The sequence below is a fragment of the Ruegeria sp. CJ2 genome (genome assembly GCF_056536745.1).
This window is the reverse complement of sequence record NZ_JBQFQF010000003.1, coordinates 211,315-233,686: the sequence shown is the minus strand read 5'-3', so window position 1 is coordinate 233,686 and position 22,372 is coordinate 211,315. Positions and strand designations below refer to the sequence as shown.

Below are 22,372 nucleotides of genomic sequence, written 5' to 3'. Positions count from 1 at the left end.
GGGGTGATGCAGCTTTCCCGTGACACGTGGACTCAATAGGCGTATCCTTGCCCATAAGATCGGGAACACCCGACAAATCAGGCAGTCATACAGAGAAAAAACATGAGCAGTTCCAATCCCATTCGACTAAGTCGTCGTGGCTTTGCCTTTGGCATGGCCGGGCTGACCCTTACCGCCGCTTGCGGCAATGGTGTCGGCAATTCGAACGCGGCCACCATCGACGCGCGCGTCGACGCCACGCTGACCGAAATGTACTCGCGCTATCCGAATACGGTAGAGATCGCGGAAAAAGCCAACGGTATGCTCGTCATGCCCTTGATCACCGAGGCCGGGTTCGTCTTTGGCGGCGGTTACGGCCGCGGCGCATTGCGGATCAATGGCGCGACGGTCGACTACTATTCAGCCGTGAAAGGCACCGCTGGATTGCAGGTCGGCGCACAGCAATACGCCCACGTGCTGTTCTTCATGACACAGGACGCATTGAATGATTTCCGTCGCTCCAGCGGTTGGACGGCTGGCGCTGATATCGGCTACGTGGTCAGCGATCAGGGCGACTCGCTCTCGACAGACACGACGACGTTGCGCTCTCCGGTTTTGGCAGCCGTCTTCGGTCAGGCGGGCCTGAAGATCGGCGCGACAGTCGAAGGCACAAAATACACGCGGATCATTCCGTAAGTCAGCACTAACCCCCTCAGTGCTTGACCCCTGCCCTGGAGACATCTCTGTGGCAGGGGTTTTTCTTTGCGACGTTGCGCAAAGATGCACATTCTGCGGGCGTTCCTCTTTCGGTTGGGATGGGCTTCCACTACTCTGACGCCAAACGGAGTTAGATCAGAAAATGAGCCTCAGATGGGATTAGTATTTCGTTGGCTGGTGCGCGTCGCCACGGGTCTCGTCCTTCTTACTCTGGCCGCTGTCATTTTGGTCTACTTTCTAGCCAGCCAATCCCTGCCCGAATACAATCAGACCGTCGAGGTGCGCGGGCTGACGGCGCCCGTGGAAATCGTCCGCGATACAGCCAATGTGCCGCATATTCTGGGGGAGACTGACCCGGATGTCTTTTTCGGGCTTGGGTATGCACATGCGCAGGACCGGCTTTGGCAGATGACCGTCCTGCGACGCACCGCGCAGGGGCGTCTGTCCGAAGTGTTCGGCGCGCGCACGGTTTCAATCGACAAATTGCTGCGTCGGCTTGACCTTTACGGCCTTGCCCATCGCTCGGTCGATGTGCAGGACGACTACACCATGGCCGCGCTGCGCGCCTATGCTGCCGGGGTCAACGCGCGGCTGGGCGAAATCAATGAAATGGCGCTTGGACGCGGCGCGCCCGAGATGTTCCTGTTCAACGCGCCGGTTTCGCCCTGGCAACCCGGTGACAGCATCGCTGTGATTAAACTGATGAACCTTCAGTTGTCGGGCCATCTTGAGGATGAGGTGCTGAGGGCGCGCACTTCGCTGTTGCTGAACAACCCGGCGCGGCTGGCGGATATCCTGCCCGATGTTCCGGGTGCCGGAATCGCGGCCTTACCCGAATATGCCGCCTTGTTTCCGGGCTTGCCCCGCTATGCCGCCGGATCACCGATGCCCGGCAGTCCGCTCTCGCCATTCCCGAAACGGGGGCTGGCCGGGGCGTCAAACGCCTGGACCGCTGCACCTTCACGATCGGCCATTGGCGGGACGCTGCTGGCAAACGATCCGCATCTGGGGTTCACCGCCCCCGGAGTTTGGTATCTGGCCCGGCTGGAACTGGAAAAAGGCGGCGTCATCGGCGCGACGATTCCGGGCATCCCCTCGGTCATGGCGGGGCGCAGCGATCGGCTGGGATGGGGACTAACCTCGTCCTATCTGGATGATCAGGACGTTCATATTGAACAGCTCAACCCCGACAATCCCGAAGAATACCTGACCCCCAACGGGTACAAAACATTCCGCACTCGTCCGTCAATCATCGAGATCAAGGATGAGGCGCCTATCACTCTGACCCTGCGATGGACGGAAAATGGCCCCGTTCTGCCCGGCAGTCACTACGATCTGGGAAGCATCACACCCCAAGGGCACGTCGCATCGCTGTCCTGGACCGCTTTGAGCGCGCGGGACACGTCGATGACGGCGTCGATGGCCTTGATGAATTCCGATACCGTGCCGCAAGCGATCGACGCAGCCGAACTGTTCATCGCCCCATCTCAGAACCTGTCACTGGTGGACAAGGACACGATCGGTATGAAGCTGATCGGGGCCATGCCCAAGCGCGACCTGCGCAACCAAAGCCGTGGGCGCATCCCCACCCCCGGATGGCTGACCGAAAACCGCTGGCAGGGTCGCCTGCCCTATGCGGACAACCCCGAATTTGTGGCCCCGGCGGGCGGCATATTGGGCAATACGAACAACAAGATCATAGACCGCCCCTTCCCCGAGCATGTTTCATATGAATGGGGAGACACGCAGCGCATTCACCGCTGGGAACGCCTTATGCAATCGCGCGAGGTTCACACACGCGACAGTTTTATCGAGGCGCAACTGGACACCGTCAGCTTTACCGCCCGCTCGCTGCTGCCCTTGATCGGCGCGGACCTGTGGTTCACCGGAGCATCGGCCCCCGAAGGCACGCCCGAGCGTCAGCGCCAGATCGCACTGGGTTTGCTGGCCGAGTGGAATGGCGAAATGAACGAACACCTGCCCGAACCGCTGATCTATGCCGCGTGGCTGCGGGCGCTGCAAATCCGCCTGATCTCGGATGATCTTGGCCCGCTGGCTGCTGAATACAAACATGTCGAACCCCTGTTCATCGAACGTGTCTACCGCGATATCGACGGCGCGGCCGTATGGTGTGACGTGCGTCAGAGCGCACCTGTCGAGACCTGCACAGACATGGCGCGGCTGGCGCTGGACGACGCGCTGATCTGGATTTCCGAGAAATATGGCGGGTCGCTGGAATCCCTGCGCTGGGGCGACGCGCATCAGGCCACCCATGATCACCCGGTTCTGGGCTCGGTTCCGGTTCTACGGTTCTTCGTCAATATCCGCCAATCCACCAGCGGCGGCGACAACACCCTGCTGCGCGGACGCACTTCGGGCGAAGGGCCGGACCCGTTCCAGAACGTGCACGGCGCAGGCTATCGGGGCGTCTATGATTTCGCGGACCCCGACAGCTCGGTCTTCATCACGGCCACCGGTCAATCGGGCCATTTCCTGTCGCGCTACTATGACGATCAGGCGCAACTCTGGCGGCGTGGGGAGTATATTCCAATGTCGCTGGATCTTGATCTGGCCCGTGCAGCGGCTGTGGGCGTAACGAATTTGATCCCGCGCTGATTTCGTCCTTTCGGCAAGACCTTGCCCCTTTTTCACTGCTGCGTGGACGCAGCCCCTTGTTTTGGCTTACGATCCCAGTGGTCATTGATTGGAACCGGGGGGTATTCATGGCCAGTATTCGGGATACGTTGAACAACCTCGCGCGGGATTACGCAATCGCGTGGAGCTCGGGCGATCCTGAAGCGGTCGCCAGCTTTTTTGCGCCGGACGGGAAAATCGTCATCAATCGCGGTGATCCATTTGTCGGGCGCTCAGCAATCGCGGATATGGCGCGCGGGTTCTTTGACGAATTTGTCGACCTTGAAGTTCGATGCGATATGCTGAGATGGGCCGGAACCCACGCTATCTTCGTCTGGACCTTAGAAGGGCACCACGCCCAAACCCGCAATCATGTCATCACCCGAGGCTGGGAAGAGTGGGAGTTGGCTGAGGATCACAAGGTTAAGTCCTCTCTCGGCTGGTTCGACGCCGAAGACTATCAACGACAGATCGACGGGGCCTGACCCTTAGAGAGCGGAAAATTGCGCGGCCTGTTTGTCGGTCCACAGGACCGTGATTTCGAACCCGTCATCTTCCTGTTTCTCCGACTGGACAACATCCTGACGGAATAGCCACGCCCGTTTGTCGCCCTCGGCAAATCCCAATTTTAATGTGGTCTCATGCCGGACGCCCTGCAGTTTGACCGCAATATCGGCCAATAGCGGCTCAATCCCTTCACCCGTCACCGCAGATATCGCAAAGATCGCAGGATCGCGATCGGTGCGCGCGATGGCAGCTTCGCGATCCTCGTCGGTCAGCAGGTCGATCTTGTTCCAGACCTCAAGTCGCGGACGTTCGTCATCAACCCCAAGCGAGCCAAGGATCGTTTCGACATCCCGAGCTTGCTCATCACTTTCGTCGTGGCTGATGTCGCGGACGTGGACAATGATGTCCGCCCCCAGAACCTCTTCCAGCGTAGCACGGAAGGCCGCGACCAGCTCGGTCGGCAGGTTCGAGATGAACCCCACCGTATCCGACAGGATCACCTCGGGGCCGTCAGGCAGTTCTACCCGGCGCATGGTCGGGTCGAGCGTGGCGAACAGCATATCCTTGGCCATCACCTCGGCCCCGGTCAAACGGTTGAACAGCGTCGACTTACCTGCGTTCGTGTAGCCCACCAGCGCAACGATGGGATATGGCACCTTAGCGCGTGCGGCCCGGTGCAGAGTCCGTGTCTTGACCACCTTCTGCAATTGCCGCCGCAAGCGCACAAGCTGTTCGTCAATAGCGCGCCGGTCGGCTTCGATCTGGGTTTCACCGGGTCCGCCGACAAATCCAAGCCCGCCTCGCTGCCGTTCAAGGTGGGTCCACGCCCGAACAAGGCGCGTCCGCTGATAGCTGAGCGCGGCCATCTCGACCTGTAGAACACCCTCGCGGGTCCGCGCACGATCGCTGAAAATCTCGAGGATCAGACCCGTCCGATCAAGGATTTTGACCTTCCAGGCTTTTTCAAGGTTGCGCTGCTGAACAGGGGTAACCGGCCCGTCAATCAGAACCAGTTCGATTTTGTTTTCGTGCAACCGCTCTGCCAGTTCCTCAATCTTGCCGCTGCCGAACAGCAAACCGGGCTGGGCGCGTTGCAGGCGCACGATTTCCGACCCGATCACGTCCAGATCGGGCAAAGCGGCAGCCAGTGCCACCGCCTCTTCCAGCGCCGGTTCTGGGACACGGCGCTGTTCATCTGACTTGATTTCCGGATGCAGCACCCAAGCGCGGGTGCGCGTCCTATCGTGTTCCATCAAGAGGCGTCTTCGCCCTCATACAGGCTGATCGGTTGCGACGGCATGATGGTCGAAATCGCGTGTTTGTAGACCAACTGCGACTGTCCGTCGCGGCGCAGCAACACGCAGAAGTTATCGAACCAGGTAATCACACCCTGCAATTTTACACCGTTGATCAGGAAAATTGTGACCGGGACCTTTGCTTTCCGTACATTGTTCAGGAACGCGTCCTGCAGATTCTGTCTGTCCGAAGCCATATTTTTATAATCTCGCCATTGTTCTTGCTACGCGCTGCGGACCAACGCGCTCCCTCCGGCAGAGTATGGAGTGTCGTTAACCGAGTTTCCAGATGAAAAATAAGACATTCTGCGGGTGTGGATTCTTAGCCCCGCCAAAGTGTTGGCGTTATCAGCGCAACAATCGCCAGGGTTTCAAGCCGACCAATGACCATTGCGGCGCACATTGTCAGCTTGGCACCTTCAGACAAATCCACCAGCCGCAGCGGAACATCCGTGGCCAGTTCAATCAACGGCCCGGTCGTGCTGAGCGCGGCAACGGTCAAAACCATTGCCTGTTCAAACCCTGCCCCGGTTGCAGCCAGCAGCAAGTTGAACGCCGCAGCGGTCAGCGCAAACATCATCAAAAAGATCCACGCGATGAAGGCCCCGTCGCTTTGGATACGCCTGTTGCCGCCACCCACCCCGCTGACCGAGGAGGGGTAGATCAGCCGATCAATCTCGCGCGCGCCGTTGAGATACAGGGCAAACACACGCAACAGCTTGACGCCACCTGCCGTTGTCGCAACGCCCCCGCCAATCAGCGCCAACCCCATCAGGATCAGGCCGGGCGTGCCCAAACCGGACAGTTGCTGCGCGTCGTTCCAATTGGCGCTTTCGAACCCCGCAGTGGTGAGAAAGGACAGGGCCGTGAAGGTCATACCCCAAAGAACGCTCAGCGCCTGCAACGGCTCCATCGTTTTGCCAATTTCATTCACACCCGCCCACACACGAATGAACAACAATGCGGCGACCGAAAGGACAATCATCAGGCCGATCCTGAATTCGGGATCCTGGTCCAGCCGAGAATACCCGGTCATGGCCGTATCGGTCGAAAATGTCAGGCGCGACAGGGCGAAGAAGAGAAATAGAAACAAAATCGCCTCACCGGTAATGCCAGCCTGTGCGCCTTCAAGCCCCCCCACTGGCGAAATACCCGACGTGGCCATCGTGGACATGGCGTGGCAGATCGCGGTCAAACCCTGCTCGCCCGCGATCAGCAGAAGCAACCAGATCACCGCTGTCAGACCGGCATAGACTGGTGTCAGAGCACGCGCGACACGGATCAACCGGCCGCGCGGATCGACCTTTTCACTCTGCGCCACGCCGGAAACGGGTCGCCCCGGCTGCCCTCGGGCCGTTACTTCGAACCCACCCAGTGACAAAGGCGCCAGAATAGCTGCGGCAGAAATCCACATCAGCAGGCCACCCATCCATCCCACTTGCGCCCGCCATAGATGCAAAGGGGCGGTCAATCGGTCCGGATCGGGGAAAATATCCGCGCCGGTCGTCGTCAATGCGCTGACCATGTCGAAATACGCATTCAGGAACGTGGTATTCCCCAAGGCATCATGCAGCGGGATCGCCAGAAAGAGCGGTAAAACAGTGAAACAGGCCAACAGCACGGCCAACTGCCCCAAGGTTCCCCGTCGCGGAACCCGGTTCGATGACGCAAGGGCAATGCTTGCCACGACAAACAGCCCCAACAATCCCGAATAGAAGAAGGACCGAGACGTGTCGTGGTCATCCAGCGCCAATGCATAGATCGCCGGGACCCACATCGACAAAGCAGCGATGCCCCAGATGAGCAGGAACAGCGGCAATCGCCGCACCAGCCCGATCCTGTGTGCCCGCGTCCGCTCCATCAGAAGAAATCAATCGAGACCTGTAGCAACCGTTCGACCTCGGGCACGTCCTTGGCCATGGCAAAGATGGCGACCACGTCTTTTTCCTCGATCCGCAGGCTGCCAGTTGGCCGAAACAGTTCTTCGCCTTTGCGGACGGCACCTACAAGGACACCTTCTGGAAAGTCGATATCGCGCAGACGCTGCCCCGCCATGGGCGAGGTGGAAAGAACCTCGGCCTCGATCACTTCGGCCTCGGCATCGCCGATGGAATAGACCTGCCGCACACGCCCATGGCGGATGTGACGCAGGATCGAGCTCACCGTGGTCGCACGCGGGTTGATATAGGCATCAATTCCCAAAGGCCCCATCAAGGCGACCATGCTGGGGTCATTGATCAGCGCAATCGCCAATGCACAGCCTTCGGCCTTGGCGCGCACGGCGGCCAGCATATTGGCACGGTCGTCGTCGGTGACGGCCAGCATCGCGTCTGCACGCTCAATCCCGGCCTCGCGCAGCAACGCCGCATCCAGCCCGTCGCCATTCAGAACAATCGTGCGCTCCAGCGCCTCAGCCGCGAGTTCGGCGCAATTGCGATCCCGTTCAATGATTTTGGCACGGACGCGGCTTTCGCGTTCTTCAAGCGTGCGGGCGACCTCAAGCCCGACATTCCCGCCGCCGACGATGACGACACGATCCTGTTTCTTTTGCGCCTTTCCGAACACCTCCATCGTGCGGTCCACGTCTTTGACATTGGCAAAGACATAACATTCGTCACCGACAAAAAGCTGATCTTCGGAATCAGGCGCAAACAACGTCCCCTCGCGCCGAACCCCAACAACAACGGAACTGAGCGTCGAAAACAGATCGGTCAATTGCCGCAACGGAGTGTTTACGATCGGGCAATCCTCGTCGATGCGAATTCCCAATAGCTGCGCCTGACCGTCCATGAACATTTCAGTATCAAAAGCTGACGGGGCAGACAGACGCCGCATGGCTGCGGCTGCAACCTCTCGTTCCGGGCTGATCACCACGTCGATTGGCAGGTGATCCCGGCGATAGAGGTCCGAGTGGATCGCCTCAAGATAGGACTTTGACCGCAGACGCGCGATTTTTCGCTGAATCGAGAAGACCGAATGCGCCATCTGGCAGGTGACCATGTTCACCTCGTCCGAATGGGTGGCGGCAATGATCATCTCAGCGTCGCGCGCGCCTGCACGTTCCAGCACGTCAGGGTAGCTGGCGAACCCCGCGATCCCCTGAACATCCAGTGTTTCTGTCGCCCGGCGCACGAGGTCCGGGTTGTTGTCCACAACCGTTACATCATTCAATTCGCCCGACAGGTGCCGTGCAATCTGCCAGCCAACCTGACCGGCACCGCATATGATGACCTTCATGTTTTTGGCCCTTCTGCCTGAAATCTTTGAATGACAGATGCCCTGATAGCGGTCAATTGAATTGTCATACCTGTTCATTCAAGGCAAGATAACCCTATGAAATCAGTGCTTCGTTTGCTTATTCCTGTGATGACGGTCGCGTCCTGCGGCCCTCTTTCCATGTATTATCGCGAGGGTGAAAGCGTATCGCGCATGCAAACGGAAACGACCGCGTGCCGGGTGCAGGCAGTCAACGACGTGCCGGTCGCCAATCAAGTGCGGCAATCCCCGCCAACGTATTGGCCCGGTCGAACCTATTGCCACGGAAACGGAAGATGCTACCGATCGGCTGGATGGTGGCAACCGGGGCAAGTCTACACCGTGGATGTGAACCAAGGCCTGCGGAATACGGTCGAAGCCCAGTGCATGGCTAAAAAGGGCTATCGACCCGTCAGCCTGCCACCGTGCAGGCAAAATGTGAAATCTCGGGTTCCTGCGCAGCCGACGACACAACTCCCGCCGCTGAGCACCGAGTCATGCTTTGTCAAATTCGACAATGGCGCGTTTCAGATCATAACGCCCGGACTTCCGGGATAAGTCGCCGGCAGCTTATTCTGCCGGCTCCGGTTCATCCAGTTGCGCAACACGTGCGCCCGATTTGTTCGATGTCACTACACCCAGCGATTTCAGCTTGCGGTGCAGCGCGCTGCGCTCCATCCCGACGAAGCTGGCGGTGCGGCTGATATTGCCACCGAACCGGTTGATCTGCGTCAGCAGGTATTCACGCTCGAACGCTTCCCGCGCTTCACGCAGGGGCAGCGTGGCCAATGCGCCTGACAGGACAACACGGCCGGAATCATCCGCCTTTTCATCTTCGGCAGGCAGCTCCTTGGCTTCGATGGGGCCAGTGCCGTCACCCAGGATCAACACTCGTTCGATCAGGTTCTTCAACTGGCGCACATTGCCCGGCCAGGTCATCGTCTGCAGCAGGGCGACGGCTTCCTCTGATATCTCGCGCACTGGCAAGCCCTGAGATTCGTTACACATTTCAATGAAGTGCTGCGCCAGAACGGGGATGTCCTCGCGCCGATCCTCAAGCGAGGGCACATCAATCGGCACGACGTTCAACCGATGATACAGTTCCTCGCGGAACCGTTCTGCTTCAATCTCTGCGTCCAGATCCTTGTTCGTCGACGAGATCACCCGCAGATCAACCCGAACCTTGTCGGACCCGCCCACACGCTGGAATTGCTGATCAACCAATACGCGCAAAATCTTGGATTGCGTTCCAAGCGGCATATCCGCGACCTCGTCGAAATAGACGACGCCCCCATGGGCTTCTTCCAATAGCCCGGATTCGACACCGCGTTCCGAGGATTCGCGACCAAACAGAACCTCTTCGACCCGCTCAGGCTCGATACCCGCGCAATTCACGGTCACGAAAGGCGCATTCGCCCGGTTGGAATGGGCGTGAATATAACGGGCCGCGATTTCCTTGCCGGACCCGGCGGGGCCGCTCAACATCACACGGCCATTCGATTTGGTGACCTTATCCAGTTGGCTCTGCATCGAACGGAACGCGGCGGACTTGCCGATCATGTCCGAATTCGTGACCTCTTTGCGCTTGAGCGATGCATTCTCGCGGCGCAGGCGCGAGGTTTCCATCGCGCGGCGGATCACCACCATCAACTGATCAATGTTAAAGGGCTTTTCGATAAAGTCATAAGCCCCCTGTTTGATGGCAGCCACGGCGATTTCAATGTTCCCGTGACCCGAGATGATCACCACCGGAACATCCGGATTGTCGCGTTTCACAGCCTTGAGAATGTCAATCCCGTCCATGCGGCTGTCCTTCAGCCAAATGTCCAGTATCAAGAGCCCCGGCGGTTCCGAATTGATTGCTGCCATGCACTCGTCCGAGTTGCCAGCCAGCCGGGTTGAATAGCCTTCGTCCTCCAGAATGTCGGACACCAGTTCGCGAATATCGCGTTCGTCATCTACGATCAGAATGTCGCTCATCTTTGGCCTGCTTTCAGTTTGTTTATATGATTTGCCTGCTTATGTGGCGCAGCCGTCTGGGTAAATTTGCCCCCCGGCAAACGGATTACGGCCATCGCGCCAAAATGGTCCTGTCCGTCAAATACCGGTGCGTCTTCCAACGTCAGCGCACCGCCATGTTCTTCGATGATCTTTTTGACGATAGGCAAACCTAAACCGGTTCCCTCGTCACGTGTGGTTACATAAGGCTCAAACAGCCGCGCCCGATCTTCGGGCAACCCTATTCCGTTATCTGCAATCGTGATGATTGTCCCTGCATCATCACAGGATACATCCACTTTTATCTGTGGTTTGAGATTTTCCGGGGCACCTTTTTTCTTCAAGGTTTCAATCGCTTCCCCGGCATTCTTTATCAGGTTGGTTAAAGCTTGGTTCAACATCGTCGCGTCCAGATCCGCCACGACCGGATGGTTCGGAAGCGTTGCATCAATCTGAACGTCGGGCTGACCGGATTGCTGGAGCAACACCGACTCGCGCACCAGATCGACGACATTCTCTTCGTGCCGGTCAGGTTCAGGCATACGCGCGAACTTTGAGAACTCGTCCACAATCCGCCTTAGATCGTTGGTCTGACGCACAATCACGTCCGTCATGGATTCAAGGCTGTCGCAATCCTCTTCATCCAGCTTGCGAGAGAATTTGCGCTTGATCCGCTCGGCGCTCAGTTGAATGGGGGTCAGTGGGTTCTTGATCTCATGCGCGATGCGCCGGGCCACATCACCCCAGGCGGCCATACGCTGCGCACTGACCAGATCGGTTACGTCATCAAAGGCCACAACGTAACCTTCCAGCCCGCCATCCTCGCCCCGCCGGATGGCCATACGCACCAGAAGGTTCTCCAACCGGCCCTTTCGGGTCACCTTGACCTCGCCCTGAACAGCTTCCTGACCGCTTTCCTTGAGGCTTTCAAACAACGGAAGGAACTCTGGCACGGCAATGCCGATGGCCAGATGCTCTTCGCCGCGGGACCAGTCCAGCAGACGTTCTGCCGACCGGTTCACAAACGTCACGCAGCCTTCTGAATCCACCCCCACAACGCCGGACGTTACAGAGCTGAGGACCGAATCGAACAGCCGCCGACGGCGCTCGATCTGGCGCGTGTTTTCAAGCAGAGTGTCGCGCTGACCTTTCAGTTGTCGGGTCATCTGGTTGAAGTAGCGGCCCAGCATGGCGATTTCGTCGTCGCTGGCCTCTTCGATGACCTGCACACTCAGATCACCTGCCCCAACCCGTTGCGCCGCCGTGGTCAATCGTCCGACGGGGCGTGACAGTCGCTCGGCAAACCACATGCCCAACGATACGGCTGCCAAAATCAGGATCACCGCAAAGCCCAGATACAGCAGGCCAAACTCGAACAGCACCCTGCCCCGTTCGCTTTCAAGTTGCTGATAGAACTGAACTGTTTCTTTCGTATCGTCCAGCAGGGTAAGCAGTTGCCCGTCCACCTCGCGACTGACGTAAAGATAGCGGTCCAAATAAGCCTGAAGGGGCACCAAGGCCCGAAACTCGCTGTTCTGCCAATCGGCAATGATCAGCAAACCGGTGTCGGTTGCTTCGATCATCTGCTCAGGCGTGGGGGCTTCGTAATTAAACAGGTACGAACGATCGCCCCGGGATTTGATCTCGCCACTGCCGTCGATGACATAAGCCTCGCGCAGACCCCGTTGAATCTGCGACTGACCCTGCGCCAGAACAGCCCGCAGTTCGGCGTCCGAGATGTAGTAATCCCGTGCCCGGGCCGTATCCAGGAACCGCGCCAGAACAGTGGCGTCTTGCGTCAAACCCTCGCGGTGTTCCTGCTCATAAGCTTCGGCCGCAGTCAAAGACGAGCCAACAACTTCGCGGACGCGGTCCGAAAACCAGCCCTCAAGCCCGATATTCACCGTCAGCCCCGCGAAAATCGCGACCGTGACCGTCGGCACCAGAGCCAAAAGCGTGAAAGCGCCAATCAAACGCAAATGAAGGCGAGAGCCCGCAGACTTTGCCCTTCGCGCGGCGATCAGGCTTCCGAGTTGGCTCAGGACCAGCGCGGCGACGACCAGAACATAAACCAGATCAGCCAGCAAAATCAGGCGCAGCGTCGGCGCCGTTGTTCCCAGATCGAATGGACCAATGACAAGATACGTGGCCAACGCAAGCGCAGGGCCCAGCAATACCAGGCCCAAGGTGCTAAAATTGCGCAGCTTTCGGGATTTTCTCCACCGATTGATCGATAGGATCAGCCCGCTCTGTGCCCGGGTTGCCACCGTCTGCCCTCACCCTGATGTGCCGCTTGCGCGGCTTACCGCCATATTTCGTGGTCGTTGCCGGACATGGGCCCGGATGCCACGCTTTGTGTGGCTATATTACATCAGTTTGCGGCGTCGTGTCACCTGAATATCGAGGTCCGTGATCTTTTTACGAAGCGTGTTCCGATTAATGCCGAGCAGATCGGCACATTTCGCCTGATTTCCGCCAGTTGCGTCCAGTGCCAGTTCAATCAAAGGTGCCTCAACCTCGCGCAGGATACGTTGATAGAGGCCCGGAGGTGGCAATAAATTGCCGTGCAGGTCAAAGTAACGACGCAAGTGACGCGCAACAGAAGCCGACAGTTTTTCACGCTCACCATCCCCCAGAACCGGTTCAGCCTCGGGCTGGCTGCCCAGGACCATTTCGACCTCGGCTTTCGAAATCTCGTCAGCACGGCTGGTCAAGCTCAGACGGCGGATCGCATTCTCAAGCTGTCTCACGTTGCCCGGCCAAGAGTACCGGCGCACCAGTTCCACCGCCTCGGGGCTGAGCCAGCGTTTTGCGCCATGCTCGCGCTCTTCTCGTGCCAGGAAATGATCGGCCAAAAGCGTGATGTCATCCACCCGCTCGCGCAGGGCCGGAACGTGGATCGTGGCGCCGCACAACCGGTAATACAGGTCCTGCCGAACGCGGCCGCTCTCCATCGCTTCGGTCAGGTCCGACTGGCTGGTGGCCATGAACCGCGGCACATGGTCGCCCGGCGTGTCCATCATCCTCACAATCCGGGCCTGCAACTCGTCCTCGATATCCGCGATCTCATCAATCAGCAGCGTGCCGCCGCGCACACGCGCCATGACACGGGCCGGACCTTCCAGATCGCGCAGGTCAGCAGCCGTTGCGGTGACAAATGGCAACGTCCGGCGGTCCGAGAAATCATGAATAGCGCGCGCTATCAATGACTTGCCCGTACCGCTCTCGCCCGAGATCATCACCGACAAATCCGTGTTCATCACCCGCGCAACCAGACGGTAAAGCGCCTGCATGACCGGTGTCCTGCCGACCAGAGGCAGCTCTTCTGGACGGTCATCTGTTGGTTCGGAAACCTCGGTCTGAACCCGCTGTTTCTGTTCCAGCGCCCGTGCCGTGCGCTTCATCAGGTCCGGCAGATCGAACGGTTTGGGTAGGTAATCATATGCATCCGCTTCCGCCGCCTGAATCGCCGTCATGATGGTGTTCTGCGCAGAAATGACGATCACCGGCAGACCGGGGCGGTCCTGGGCGATCTTCGGCAGCATCTCCAGCCCGTTCCCGTCCGGCATGACCACGTCCGAGATCACAACGTCACCCTTACCTTCACCGACCCAGCGCATCAGCGTCGTCAGCGAGGACGTCGCGTGCACCTTGCACCCGGCCCGTGTCAGGGCCTGTGTCAGGACCGTGCGGATTGTGCGATCGTCATCTGCGACCAATACTGTTCCATCCATCGGGTGCTCTCCTTGTTTTCAGCTCTTGTCGGCTGTGTTCTATGTTGCGTCTTTTGGTGCCCGCCTCAGCGAGATGCGGAACACCGTGCGACCCGGCACCGAGTCGGCGGAAATCCAGCCGTCATGGTCCGAGATGATCTTGCTCACCAGCGCCAGCCCAAGGCCGGTGCCGTTTTCCTTGCCTGACACGAAAGGGTCGAAAATGTCGCTGCGTATCTTGTCGGGCAGACCCGGACCGTCATCTATGATCTCGATCTGCAAGGGTAGCGAGTGCCCCGATCCATCGCTGCGGCGCAGGCGGAAAGAATGTTCGAAATAGGTGCGAAGCCGGATCGTTCCCCCTTTGGGATCAGCCGCTTCCGAGGCATTCTTCAACAAGTTCAGAACCACTTGCAGAAACTGATCCGGGTCGCCATAGGCCAACGGCAGTGAGGGGTCGTAATCCTCGATGATATTCATATGCGCCCCGAACCCCAGCAGCGCCGAACGCCGAGCCCGGTCCAGAACATCGTGAATATTGACCGGTTTGAAGTCCGGCTGCGATAGGTTGCCGAACTGTTCCACCTGCTCCAACAGCTTCACGATCCGGCGGCTTTCAGCGACGATGAGGTCCGTCAACTCAAGGTCCTGCTGCGGGATATTCATGCTCAGCAACTGCGCGGCACCCGTTATGCCGGCCAGCGGATTCTTGATCTCATGCGCCAGCATCTCGGCCATGCCGATGGCAGACTGCGCCGCAGACTTAACGGTGTTGCCGCGTGTCATCCGCCCGGCCAGCTCGCGCGGCGAGATGATCATGATCATCGACCCTGTGTGTCCAACCAAAGGCGCAATCTGCAGCGCACATTGCAGCGGCGCGCGACTGCCGGACCCTACATCGACATCGTTCACGAACAATGGGGTGCTCTGCTGACGGGCGCGCAAAAACGCCTCTTCCAGCGGAGCATCGACAGCGATCTGATCCCAGACAGGGTTACCGATCACAGATTTGCGGGAGGCGTTCAAAAACCCCTCTCCGGCCGAATTCACATCGGTGATGTGGTCCTCGGCGTCAATAATGAACGCTGGAACCGGCAGTGAGGCCCAAATGCTCTGATCCGAGTTCATGCCGCAGCCTCCGCATCACCGATAAGCGCGTCACGCAGCAGATGCAGAACCTCGGCCGTGTCCCGCGACGTCAGAACAGCGCGCCGCAAACCCGTCGGGGTGCCTGCCTCATCCATGTACCACCCAAGGTGTTTCCGAGCGACCCGCAGGCCAAGATCTGCACCGTAGAATTCGAGCATGGACTGATAGTGCCCCTGCACCATCTCAACCAGATCATCTCCGGTGGGAACGACCGGAGCCTTGGCCCCATACAGGTCGCTACATATCTGCGCCAACAGCCATGGCTTACCCTGAGCACCCCGCCCGACCATGACCCCATCTGCACCCGATTGTTCCAATGCAGTCCGCGCCGAGGTTGCGTCCACGATATCGCCATTGGCAATGACCGGGATCGAGACAGCCTCTTTCACGGCCCGAATCGCGGCCCAATCCGCACGCCCCTTGTAGAACTGACATCGGGTGCGTCCGTGTATCGTGACCATACGGATACCCGCGTCCTGCGCACGCCGCGCAACGTCCGGGGCATTCAACAGGCTATCGTCCCAGCCAAGGCGCGTCTTCAGCGTGACCGGCACATCGACGGCATTCACAACCGCCTCGATCAACGTCAGCGCGTGATCCGGGGTCTTTAACAGTGCCGACCCGGAATAGCCGTTCGTCACCTTCTTGGCCGGGCACCCCATGTTTATGTCGATGACGCGCGCACCCCGATCCGCGACCTGCCGCGCAGCTTCGGCCATCCAATGAGCCTCGCGCCCTGCAAGTTGAACGGCGGTGTTTTCCACATCGGCTGAAAGCTCTGCCCGCTCCCGCACGCCGGGCTTGGCCTGCACCATCTCCTGACTGGCGACCATTTCACTGACCACCATACCAGCGCCAAAGCGCATCACCAGATCGCGAAACGGACGGTCGGTGATTCCGGCCATCGGAGCCAGTATGACTGGCGGGTTCAGGTCTTTGTCAGCGAGTTGCAGAGTCAACGTGCTTAATCCTTGGGCAGTTGCGGCTTTGATATCGAATTGAGCGTATATGAACAACAAAACGGGGGGTCAAAAGCCCGGAAAATCATCACGTGCCTATTTTTTAGGCATGGTTACGCGGGTGATTGCCTCTGCATTCACCGCACCCTAAACATTGCGCTCAAATCACCGGAGTGACCGCCCCATGACCACCGCCGCCATCATCGTCGCCGCAGGACGCGGAACGCGCGCTGGAAGGGATATTCCAAAACAGTGGCGGCCACTTGCAGGGCGTCGCGTCGCGGATTGGACGATTGACCGCTTTCAAGGTCAGGTCGACCACATTGTTCTGGTTCTGTCTGAGGACGATCAATCCGTCTGGAGCGAATTTGAAGGAACGAACCTGATCCTCACCGCAGGTGGGGCAGACAGGGCAGCGTCGGTGCGCAACGGATTGGACGCGCTGGCTGATTTGGAAATCAAACACGTTCTGATCCACGATGTGGCGCGCCCCTGCGTGACCACCGGGCTAATCCAAAGTGTGCTGTCAGAACTGGAAACATCCCCTGCTGCCGCTCCGGGGCTCGCCGTCACAGATGCCTTATGGACCGGAGATGGGCGCGTTGTTACGGGAACACAGGACCGCACCGGGCTGTTCGCCGCGCAGACACCTCAAGGCTTTCACTATGACGCGATCGTCTCAGCACATATGACCCATCCCGGAGGTGCAGCAGATGATGTCGAGGTCGCGCGCGCGGCGGGTTTGGACGTGGCGATTGTTCCGGGTGATGCGGACAACATGAAAATAACACGACCCGAGGATTTTGCCCGGGCGGAACGCATATTGGGAATGGATATGGATGTAAGACTGGGCAACGGATATGACGTGCATCGGTTTGGTGACGGGGATCACGTGATCCTGTGTGGCGTGAAAGTGCCGCATGATCGCGGCCTTCAGGGGCACTCGGATGCAGATGTCGGAATGCACGCCGTTACCGATGCGATCTATGGCGCGCTGGCGCGGGGCGACATTGGCCAGCACTTTCCACCGTCGGACCCGCAATGGAAGGGCGCGGCCAGCGAGATTTTCCTGCGTCATGCAGTCGAGCTGTCCGCGACGATGGGCTACGCGATTTCGAATGTGGATTGCACATTGGTCTGCGAATACCCAAAGATTGGCCCGCATGCCGAGGTGATGCGCGCGGAAATGGCACGGATCATGGGCCTGCGCGCCGATCAGGTCTCGGTCAAGGCGACCACGTCGGAACGGCTGGGCTTTACAGGACGAAGCGAGGGGATCGCCTCGCTTGCCACTGCTTGTCTGGTGAAATCATGACTGTTGCGCGTCTGGTCGGAACGGTCTGCGGCGTAGGCTATCTGCGCCCCGCGCCGGGCACGTGGGGGTCGCTTGCCGCCCTGCCCTTGGCGTGGGTCCTGCATACGCTTGGCGGGTTCCCCCTGCTGGTGATCGCCACGATTGCAGCCTTCTTCGGCGGCCTCTGGGCAACCCGCGTCATGACACAGGGACAGGACGACCACGACCCGTCCGAGATTGTCATCGACGAAGTTGCCGGGCAGTTCATCGCACTTTGGGCGGTTTCCTATCCATCCTGGGCGCATGGGATCGACATCACGGCGCTTTGGCCCGGCTGGATTGCCGGGTTCGTGCTGTTTCGACTGTTCGACATCACCAAACCCGGTCCAGTGGGCTGGGCAGACCGCAAAGGGGATGCGATGGGCGTGATGCTGGACGATGTGATCGCCGGGGTCTTTGCCGCCATTGGCGTGCTGCTGCTGGCCGGGCTTGCGCATGGGGTTCTGGGGCTATGAATGTGGCTGACCTGCTGGACCGCGCCAAGGCGCAAGGGGTGATGATCGCCACCGCCGAAAGCTGCACCGGAGGTATGGTGGCCGCTGCTCTGACTGATGTCCCGGGCAGTTCTGCCGTGGTGGACCGCGGCTTCGTCACTTACACGAATACCGCCAAGCAACAGGTGTTGGGCGTTCAGCACGAGACGTTGGAAGCCTATGGCGCAGTCTCGGAACCGGTCGCCTGCGAGATGGCCGAAGGTGCGCTGCGTCATTCACAAGCGCAACTCGCCGTGTCGATCACCGGCATCGCTGGCCCCGGTGGGTCCGAGTTCAAACCCGAAGGGCGCGTTTGCTTCGGCCTGGCAGTCGACGGAGTGCCCACGCATGTCGAAACCATCGAGTTCGGCGCACTTGGCCGTGACAAGGTTCGTTTTGCGGCACGCGATCACGCGCTGAACCTGCTGTCGAACGCCCTTTTCATGATTGCACAAAAAAAGGGCATGCGCCCTTAGTTGAAGCATCTTTAATCATCACTTCACAAAAAGCCCCCTAAATAGGCGGTTTTTCGACCATTGCCTCTTTTTTCCCCGCCCGACCTCCGCTTCAAGCCCCGGCACGCTAGCTGAAGAGGAGAGCGGCTGATGAATGGAGCCGATACCGCCTGGATCATAGTTGCAACCGCACTGGTCCTTTTCATGACACTTCCGGGCCTCGCCCTGTTCTATGGTGGCCTCGTGCGCGCCCGCAACGTGCTGAGTGTCTTCATGCACTGTTTCAGCATCGCATGCCTGATGAGCATTCTTTGGCTCGTCGCCGGATACTCGATCGCGTTCGGAGACGGCGGATCAGGGCTTTGGGGCGGTCTGGGCAAAGCCTTTCTGAACGGCGTCGACGCCGACAGCCTGTCGGGAACCCTGCCGGAGATCCTCTTTTTTGCGTTCCAGATGACCTTCGCCATCATCACGCCCGCGCTGATCGTCGGTGCCTATGTGGAGCGCGTGGGCTTTGGCTTCGTACTGACCTTCTCGGGCCTGTGGATGCTGTTGTGCTATGCACCCGTGGTTCACTGGATCTGGGGCGGCGGCATCCTGACCGATGGCGGAATTCTGGGTGAGGTCGGTGTGCGCGACTTTGCAGGTGGCATCGTGGTGCATGAAACTGCGGGTCTGGCTGCGCTGATCATTGCTGTGGTGCTTGGCCCTCGTCTGAATCGCACCACCCCCCCGCACAACCCCGGATTTGTCATGATCGGGGCCGCGATGCTGTGGGTCGGCTGGTTCGGCTTCAACGGCGGGTCACAACTGGCCGCTGACGGCGGTGCTGCGATGGCGATGACCGTGACGCATATCTCGGCTGCAACAGCCTCGCTGACATGGGCGCTGTACGAGCGGATCAAGTACGGCAAAGCCTCGATGGTCGGTCTTGTGACCGGTACGATTGCGGGTCTGGCCTCGATCACCCCGGCTTCGGGCTATGTCGATCCGGTGCAGGCGCTGATCATCGGTGCCGTCGCAGGTGTGCTGTGTCAGGAAGCCGTCAACGTCATCCGCAACATTCTGAAAATCGACGACACGCTGGATGTCTTTGCCGTGCACGGCGTCGGCGGCATCTTTGGCACCATCATGATCGCCGTGTTCGGCCTTGGTGCATGGACCGCACAACTGGGCGGTCTGGTCATCGTGGGTGTCTTTACGGCAGTTGTCACCTTTGTCCTGATCAAACTGGTTGCGCTGATCACCCCGCTTCGCGTAGACGCCGAGACCGAAACAAATGGCCTCGACCTGTCGGTACATGGCGAGCGGGCCTATGACATGAGCAGCTAAGCCCACCTTGGCGCTCGGGTCCGTTTTGGACCATGGCGGGCCTCGCTTTTGCGGGGTCCGCTTTTCTTTTGCCCGCCCTCTCGACTCTGGGGCGTGGGGCGCGTTATCAGCCCGCAACGTGTTTTCAGCCCAGAGGTTTGCATCATGATCCCCAGCTCCTACCCCGACAGCACCGAAATCGCCCGCCTGACCGCGCGGATGCTGCTGGAGATCAAGGCCGTCCACTTTAACGCGCGCGAGCCGTTCACGCTGGCCTCGGGCCTGCCCAGCCCGACCTATATCGACTGCCGCAAGCTGATCTCATACCCGCGTATCCGCTCAACCCTGATGGATTTCCTGACGGTCACCGTCATGCGCGACGCAGGGTTCGAGGCGTTCGACAATATCGCAGGTGGTGAGACCGCAGGCATCCCCTTCGCCGCAATGGTCGCGGAGCGGATGGCGCTGCCAATGACCTATGTGCGCAAAAAGCCCAAGGGCTATGGCCGCAATGCCCGGATCGAGGGCGCAATGTCCGAGGGTGAGCGCGTTCTGCTGGTCGAGGACCTGACCACCGATGGTGGCTCGAAACTGTCCTTTGTCGACGCGATCCGCGACACCGGCGCGACCTGCGGCCATACGGCGGTGATCTTCTACTATGGAATTTTCTCGGAGACCGAGAAGACGCTGGGCGACCATGGTGTCCAACTGCACCATCTATGCACCTGGTGGGATGTTCTGGCCGAGGCAAAGGCGCAGAACGCCTTTGATGCAGAAACACTTGATGGGGTCGAGGCTTTCCTGAATGACCCACGCGGCTGGCAGGAAGCCAATAAATCCTCGTAAAGAGCCTGTGCATAAGCTGGGGGTAACTCAACATAGAATCGCCCCCTAAGCGCTCGCATCTAGTGTTGCTGCAATGGCGCTGCACTAAATGTTGCGCCGCGCGGTGTTCTTTGGCAAAGTTGTCCAAACTTATCCCAAGCTGAAGTCGAGTTATACGCGACTTATCTTCAGAGATTTACAGATGGCCCAACGGGTGCCGGATTGATTAGAACCGTCGCACGGGCAGCGGGGACAAAATGAACGAGATTAGCAGTATCGAGCAGGCGGCGGCGCAGATTCAGAACGCCGAAACCATGCCGCACTCCATCGAGGCCGAGCAGCAGCTTCTGGGCGCGATCCTGACGAATAATGACCTGTATGACCGGGTGGCTTCGATCATCGGGGCCGAACATTTCTATGACCCGGTCCATGCCCGCATCTACGAGGTGGCGGCCAATCGTATCGCCAAGAACGCGCTGGCCTCGCCTGTGACGCTGAAATCCTTCATGGCCGAGGATGAGGGCCTGAAGGAGTTGGGCGGCCCCGCCTATCTGGTCAAATTGGCCGGGGCTTCGATCAGTGCGTTCGCAGTGCATGACTATGCCCAGATGATCTATGACCTCGCTATCCGGCGCGAGTTGATCCGGCTGGGTCGTGACATCTCGGACAAGGCGGCGCGGGTTGATGTTTCAAGCGAACCCAAAGAACAGATCGTCGAGGCCGAGCAACAGCTTTATCAGTTATCCGAGCAGGGCCAGACCGAACAGGGATTTCAATCCTTCCTCAAGGCGGTCACAGAAGCCGTCAACGTCACCAACGAAGCGTACCAGCGCGGCGGTGGCATGGCGGGGATTTCCACCGGTCTGGCCGATTTGGACAAACAGCTTGGGGGTCTGCATCCGTCGGACCTGATCATTCTGGCGGGGCGGCCGTCGATGGGGAAAACCTCGCTCGCGACCAACGTCGCGTTCAACGTCGCCAAGGCGTATAAGCGCGGCACCAAATCGGACGGGTCCGAAGGCGCTGTGGACGGCGGCGTGGTCGGGTTCTTCTCTCTCGAAATGAGCGCCGAGCAGTTGGCGGGACGGGTTCTGGCCGAAGCCTCGGAAATCTCCAGCCACAAAATCCGTCAGGGCGACATGACGGAATCCGAATTCCGACGTTTCGTGGACGCCGCGAAAGAGTTGGAAGCCTGTCCTCTGTTCATCGACGACACCCCTGCCCTGCCGATCTCGCAACTTGCGGCGCGCGCGCGGCGGTTGAAACGGACCCATGGGCTGGACTTGTTGGTCATCGACTATTTGCAGCTCTGCCGGGGTATGTCCGACAACCGCGTCAACGAAATTGCCGAGATTTCGATGGGCATGAAGGCCATCGCCAAGGAACTGAACATCCCGGTCATCGCGCTGTCTCAGCTCTCGCGTCAGGTCGAAAGCCGCGACGATAAGCGCCCGCAACTGTCAGACCTGCGGGAATCGGGCTCGATCGAGCAGGACGCCGACGTGGTGATGTTTGTGTTCCGCGAGGAATACTACAAAGAACGCGAAAAGCCCGGCGATCACGAGCTAGAAAAGATGGAAGAGTGGAAACAGGCGATGGAGCGTCTGCACGGCAAGGCCGAAGTCATTGTCGGCAAGCAGCGACATGGTCCCATCGGCACCGTCGAACTGTCGTTTGAGGCGCAGTTCACCCGTTTTGGCAATCTGGTCAAACCCTGGCAGCAGGACGGCCAGATCGAGGGCTACTGA

The 22,372-nt window shown here is 59.3% G+C and carries 18 protein-coding genes; 9 read left to right on the top strand and 9 right to left on the bottom strand.

The window, feature by feature from the left end; all coding sequences use genetic code 11:
• The first annotated feature begins 102 nt into the window (after positions 1-102).
• The 3 genes from ACR0MS_RS05700 (at position 103) to ACR0MS_RS05690 (ending at position 3,815) form a co-directional block, all read left to right on the top strand.
• Positions 103-675 (top strand): lipid-binding SYLF domain-containing protein, encoded by a 573-nt coding sequence (locus ACR0MS_RS05700; RefSeq protein WP_480570397.1) that lies wholly within the window; start codon positions 103-105, stop codon positions 673-675.
• A gap of 174 nt (positions 676-849) precedes the next feature.
• On the top strand, positions 850-3,312 hold the full coding sequence (locus ACR0MS_RS05695) for a penicillin acylase family protein (RefSeq protein WP_480570394.1): 2,463 nt from the start codon (positions 850-852) through the stop codon (positions 3,310-3,312).
• A gap of 107 nt (positions 3,313-3,419) precedes the next feature.
• The gene (locus tag ACR0MS_RS05690) at positions 3,420-3,815 is read left to right on the top strand and encodes a nuclear transport factor 2 family protein (RefSeq protein ID WP_480570391.1); all 396 of its coding nucleotides are present in this window, start codon (positions 3,420-3,422) and stop codon (positions 3,813-3,815) included.
• Between the two features lie 3 nt (positions 3,816-3,818).
• On the opposite strand, the gene hflX is transcribed toward ACR0MS_RS05690, so the two are convergent.
• The 9 genes from hflX to dusB form a co-directional block, all read right to left on the bottom strand.
• Positions 3,819-5,090 (bottom strand): GTPase HflX, encoded by a 1,272-nt coding sequence (hflX, locus tag ACR0MS_RS05685; RefSeq protein ID WP_480570388.1) that lies wholly within the window; start codon positions 5,088-5,090, stop codon positions 3,819-3,821.
• Positions 5,090-5,329, bottom strand: coding sequence for an RNA chaperone Hfq (gene hfq / locus ACR0MS_RS05680; RefSeq protein WP_010440340.1), 240 nt, complete (start codon positions 5,327-5,329; stop codon positions 5,090-5,092). The genes hflX and hfq overlap by 1 nt, the downstream gene beginning before the upstream one ends.
• A 125-nt stretch (positions 5,330-5,454) precedes the next feature.
• The gene (locus tag ACR0MS_RS05675) at positions 5,455-6,993 is read right to left on the bottom strand and encodes a TrkH family potassium uptake protein (protein WP_480570384.1); all 1,539 of its coding nucleotides are present in this window, start codon (positions 6,991-6,993) and stop codon (positions 5,455-5,457) included.
• Positions 6,993-8,369: a Trk system potassium transporter TrkA gene (trkA, locus tag ACR0MS_RS05670; RefSeq protein WP_480570381.1), complete on the bottom strand. Its 1,377-nt coding sequence runs from the start codon at positions 8,367-8,369 to the stop codon at positions 6,993-6,995. The genes ACR0MS_RS05675 and trkA overlap by 1 nt, the downstream gene beginning before the upstream one ends.
• A gap of 588 nt (positions 8,370-8,957) precedes the next feature.
• A complete protein-coding gene (gene ntrX, locus ACR0MS_RS05665) occupies positions 8,958-10,367 on the bottom strand; it encodes a nitrogen assimilation response regulator NtrX (RefSeq protein ID WP_480570378.1) in 1,410 nt (469 codons plus the stop codon).
• Complete coding sequence (locus ACR0MS_RS05660; RefSeq protein WP_480570375.1) at positions 10,364-12,652, bottom strand: sensor histidine kinase NtrY-like; 2,289 nt, start codon at positions 12,650-12,652, stop codon at positions 10,364-10,366. Before ACR0MS_RS05660 ends, ntrX begins: the two co-directional genes overlap by 4 nt.
• A 99-nt stretch (positions 12,653-12,751) precedes the next feature.
• Positions 12,752-14,119, bottom strand: coding sequence for a response regulator (locus ACR0MS_RS05655; RefSeq protein WP_480570372.1), 1,368 nt, complete (start codon positions 14,117-14,119; stop codon positions 12,752-12,754).
• 39 nt (positions 14,120-14,158) lie between these two features.
• Entirely contained in the window at positions 14,159-15,226 is a 1,068-nt protein-coding gene (locus ACR0MS_RS05650; RefSeq protein WP_480570369.1) for a two-component system sensor histidine kinase NtrB, read from the bottom strand.
• On the bottom strand, positions 15,223-16,206 hold the full coding sequence (gene dusB, locus ACR0MS_RS05645; RefSeq protein WP_480570366.1) for a tRNA dihydrouridine synthase DusB: 984 nt from the start codon (positions 16,204-16,206) through the stop codon (positions 15,223-15,225). The genes ACR0MS_RS05650 and dusB overlap by 4 nt, the downstream gene beginning before the upstream one ends.
• Positions 16,207-16,390: 184 nt before the next feature.
• On the opposite strand from dusB, the gene ACR0MS_RS05640 reads away from it, so the two are divergent.
• From ACR0MS_RS05640 to ACR0MS_RS05615, 6 genes are all read left to right on the top strand, one after another.
• Positions 16,391-17,521, top strand: a complete 1,131-nt coding sequence (locus ACR0MS_RS05640; RefSeq protein WP_480570363.1) for a bifunctional 2-C-methyl-D-erythritol 4-phosphate cytidylyltransferase/2-C-methyl-D-erythritol 2,4-cyclodiphosphate synthase — start codon at positions 16,391-16,393, stop codon at positions 17,519-17,521.
• A complete protein-coding gene (locus ACR0MS_RS05635; RefSeq protein WP_480570361.1) occupies positions 17,518-18,015 on the top strand; it encodes a phosphatidylglycerophosphatase A family protein in 498 nt (165 codons plus the stop codon). Before ACR0MS_RS05640 ends, ACR0MS_RS05635 begins: the two co-directional genes overlap by 4 nt.
• Positions 18,012-18,509, top strand: coding sequence for a CinA family protein (locus ACR0MS_RS05630; protein WP_480570358.1), 498 nt, complete (start codon positions 18,012-18,014; stop codon positions 18,507-18,509). Before ACR0MS_RS05635 ends, ACR0MS_RS05630 begins: the two co-directional genes overlap by 4 nt.
• A 129-nt stretch (positions 18,510-18,638) precedes the next feature.
• Positions 18,639-19,820: an ammonium transporter gene (locus ACR0MS_RS05625; protein ID WP_480570355.1), complete on the top strand. Its 1,182-nt coding sequence runs from the start codon at positions 18,639-18,641 to the stop codon at positions 19,818-19,820.
• 144 nt (positions 19,821-19,964) lie between these two features.
• On the top strand, positions 19,965-20,645 hold the full coding sequence (locus tag ACR0MS_RS05620) for an orotate phosphoribosyltransferase (RefSeq protein WP_480570352.1): 681 nt from the start codon (positions 19,965-19,967) through the stop codon (positions 20,643-20,645).
• A gap of 236 nt (positions 20,646-20,881) precedes the next feature.
• Entirely contained in the window at positions 20,882-22,372 is a 1,491-nt protein-coding gene (locus tag ACR0MS_RS05615; protein WP_170383012.1) for a replicative DNA helicase, read from the top strand.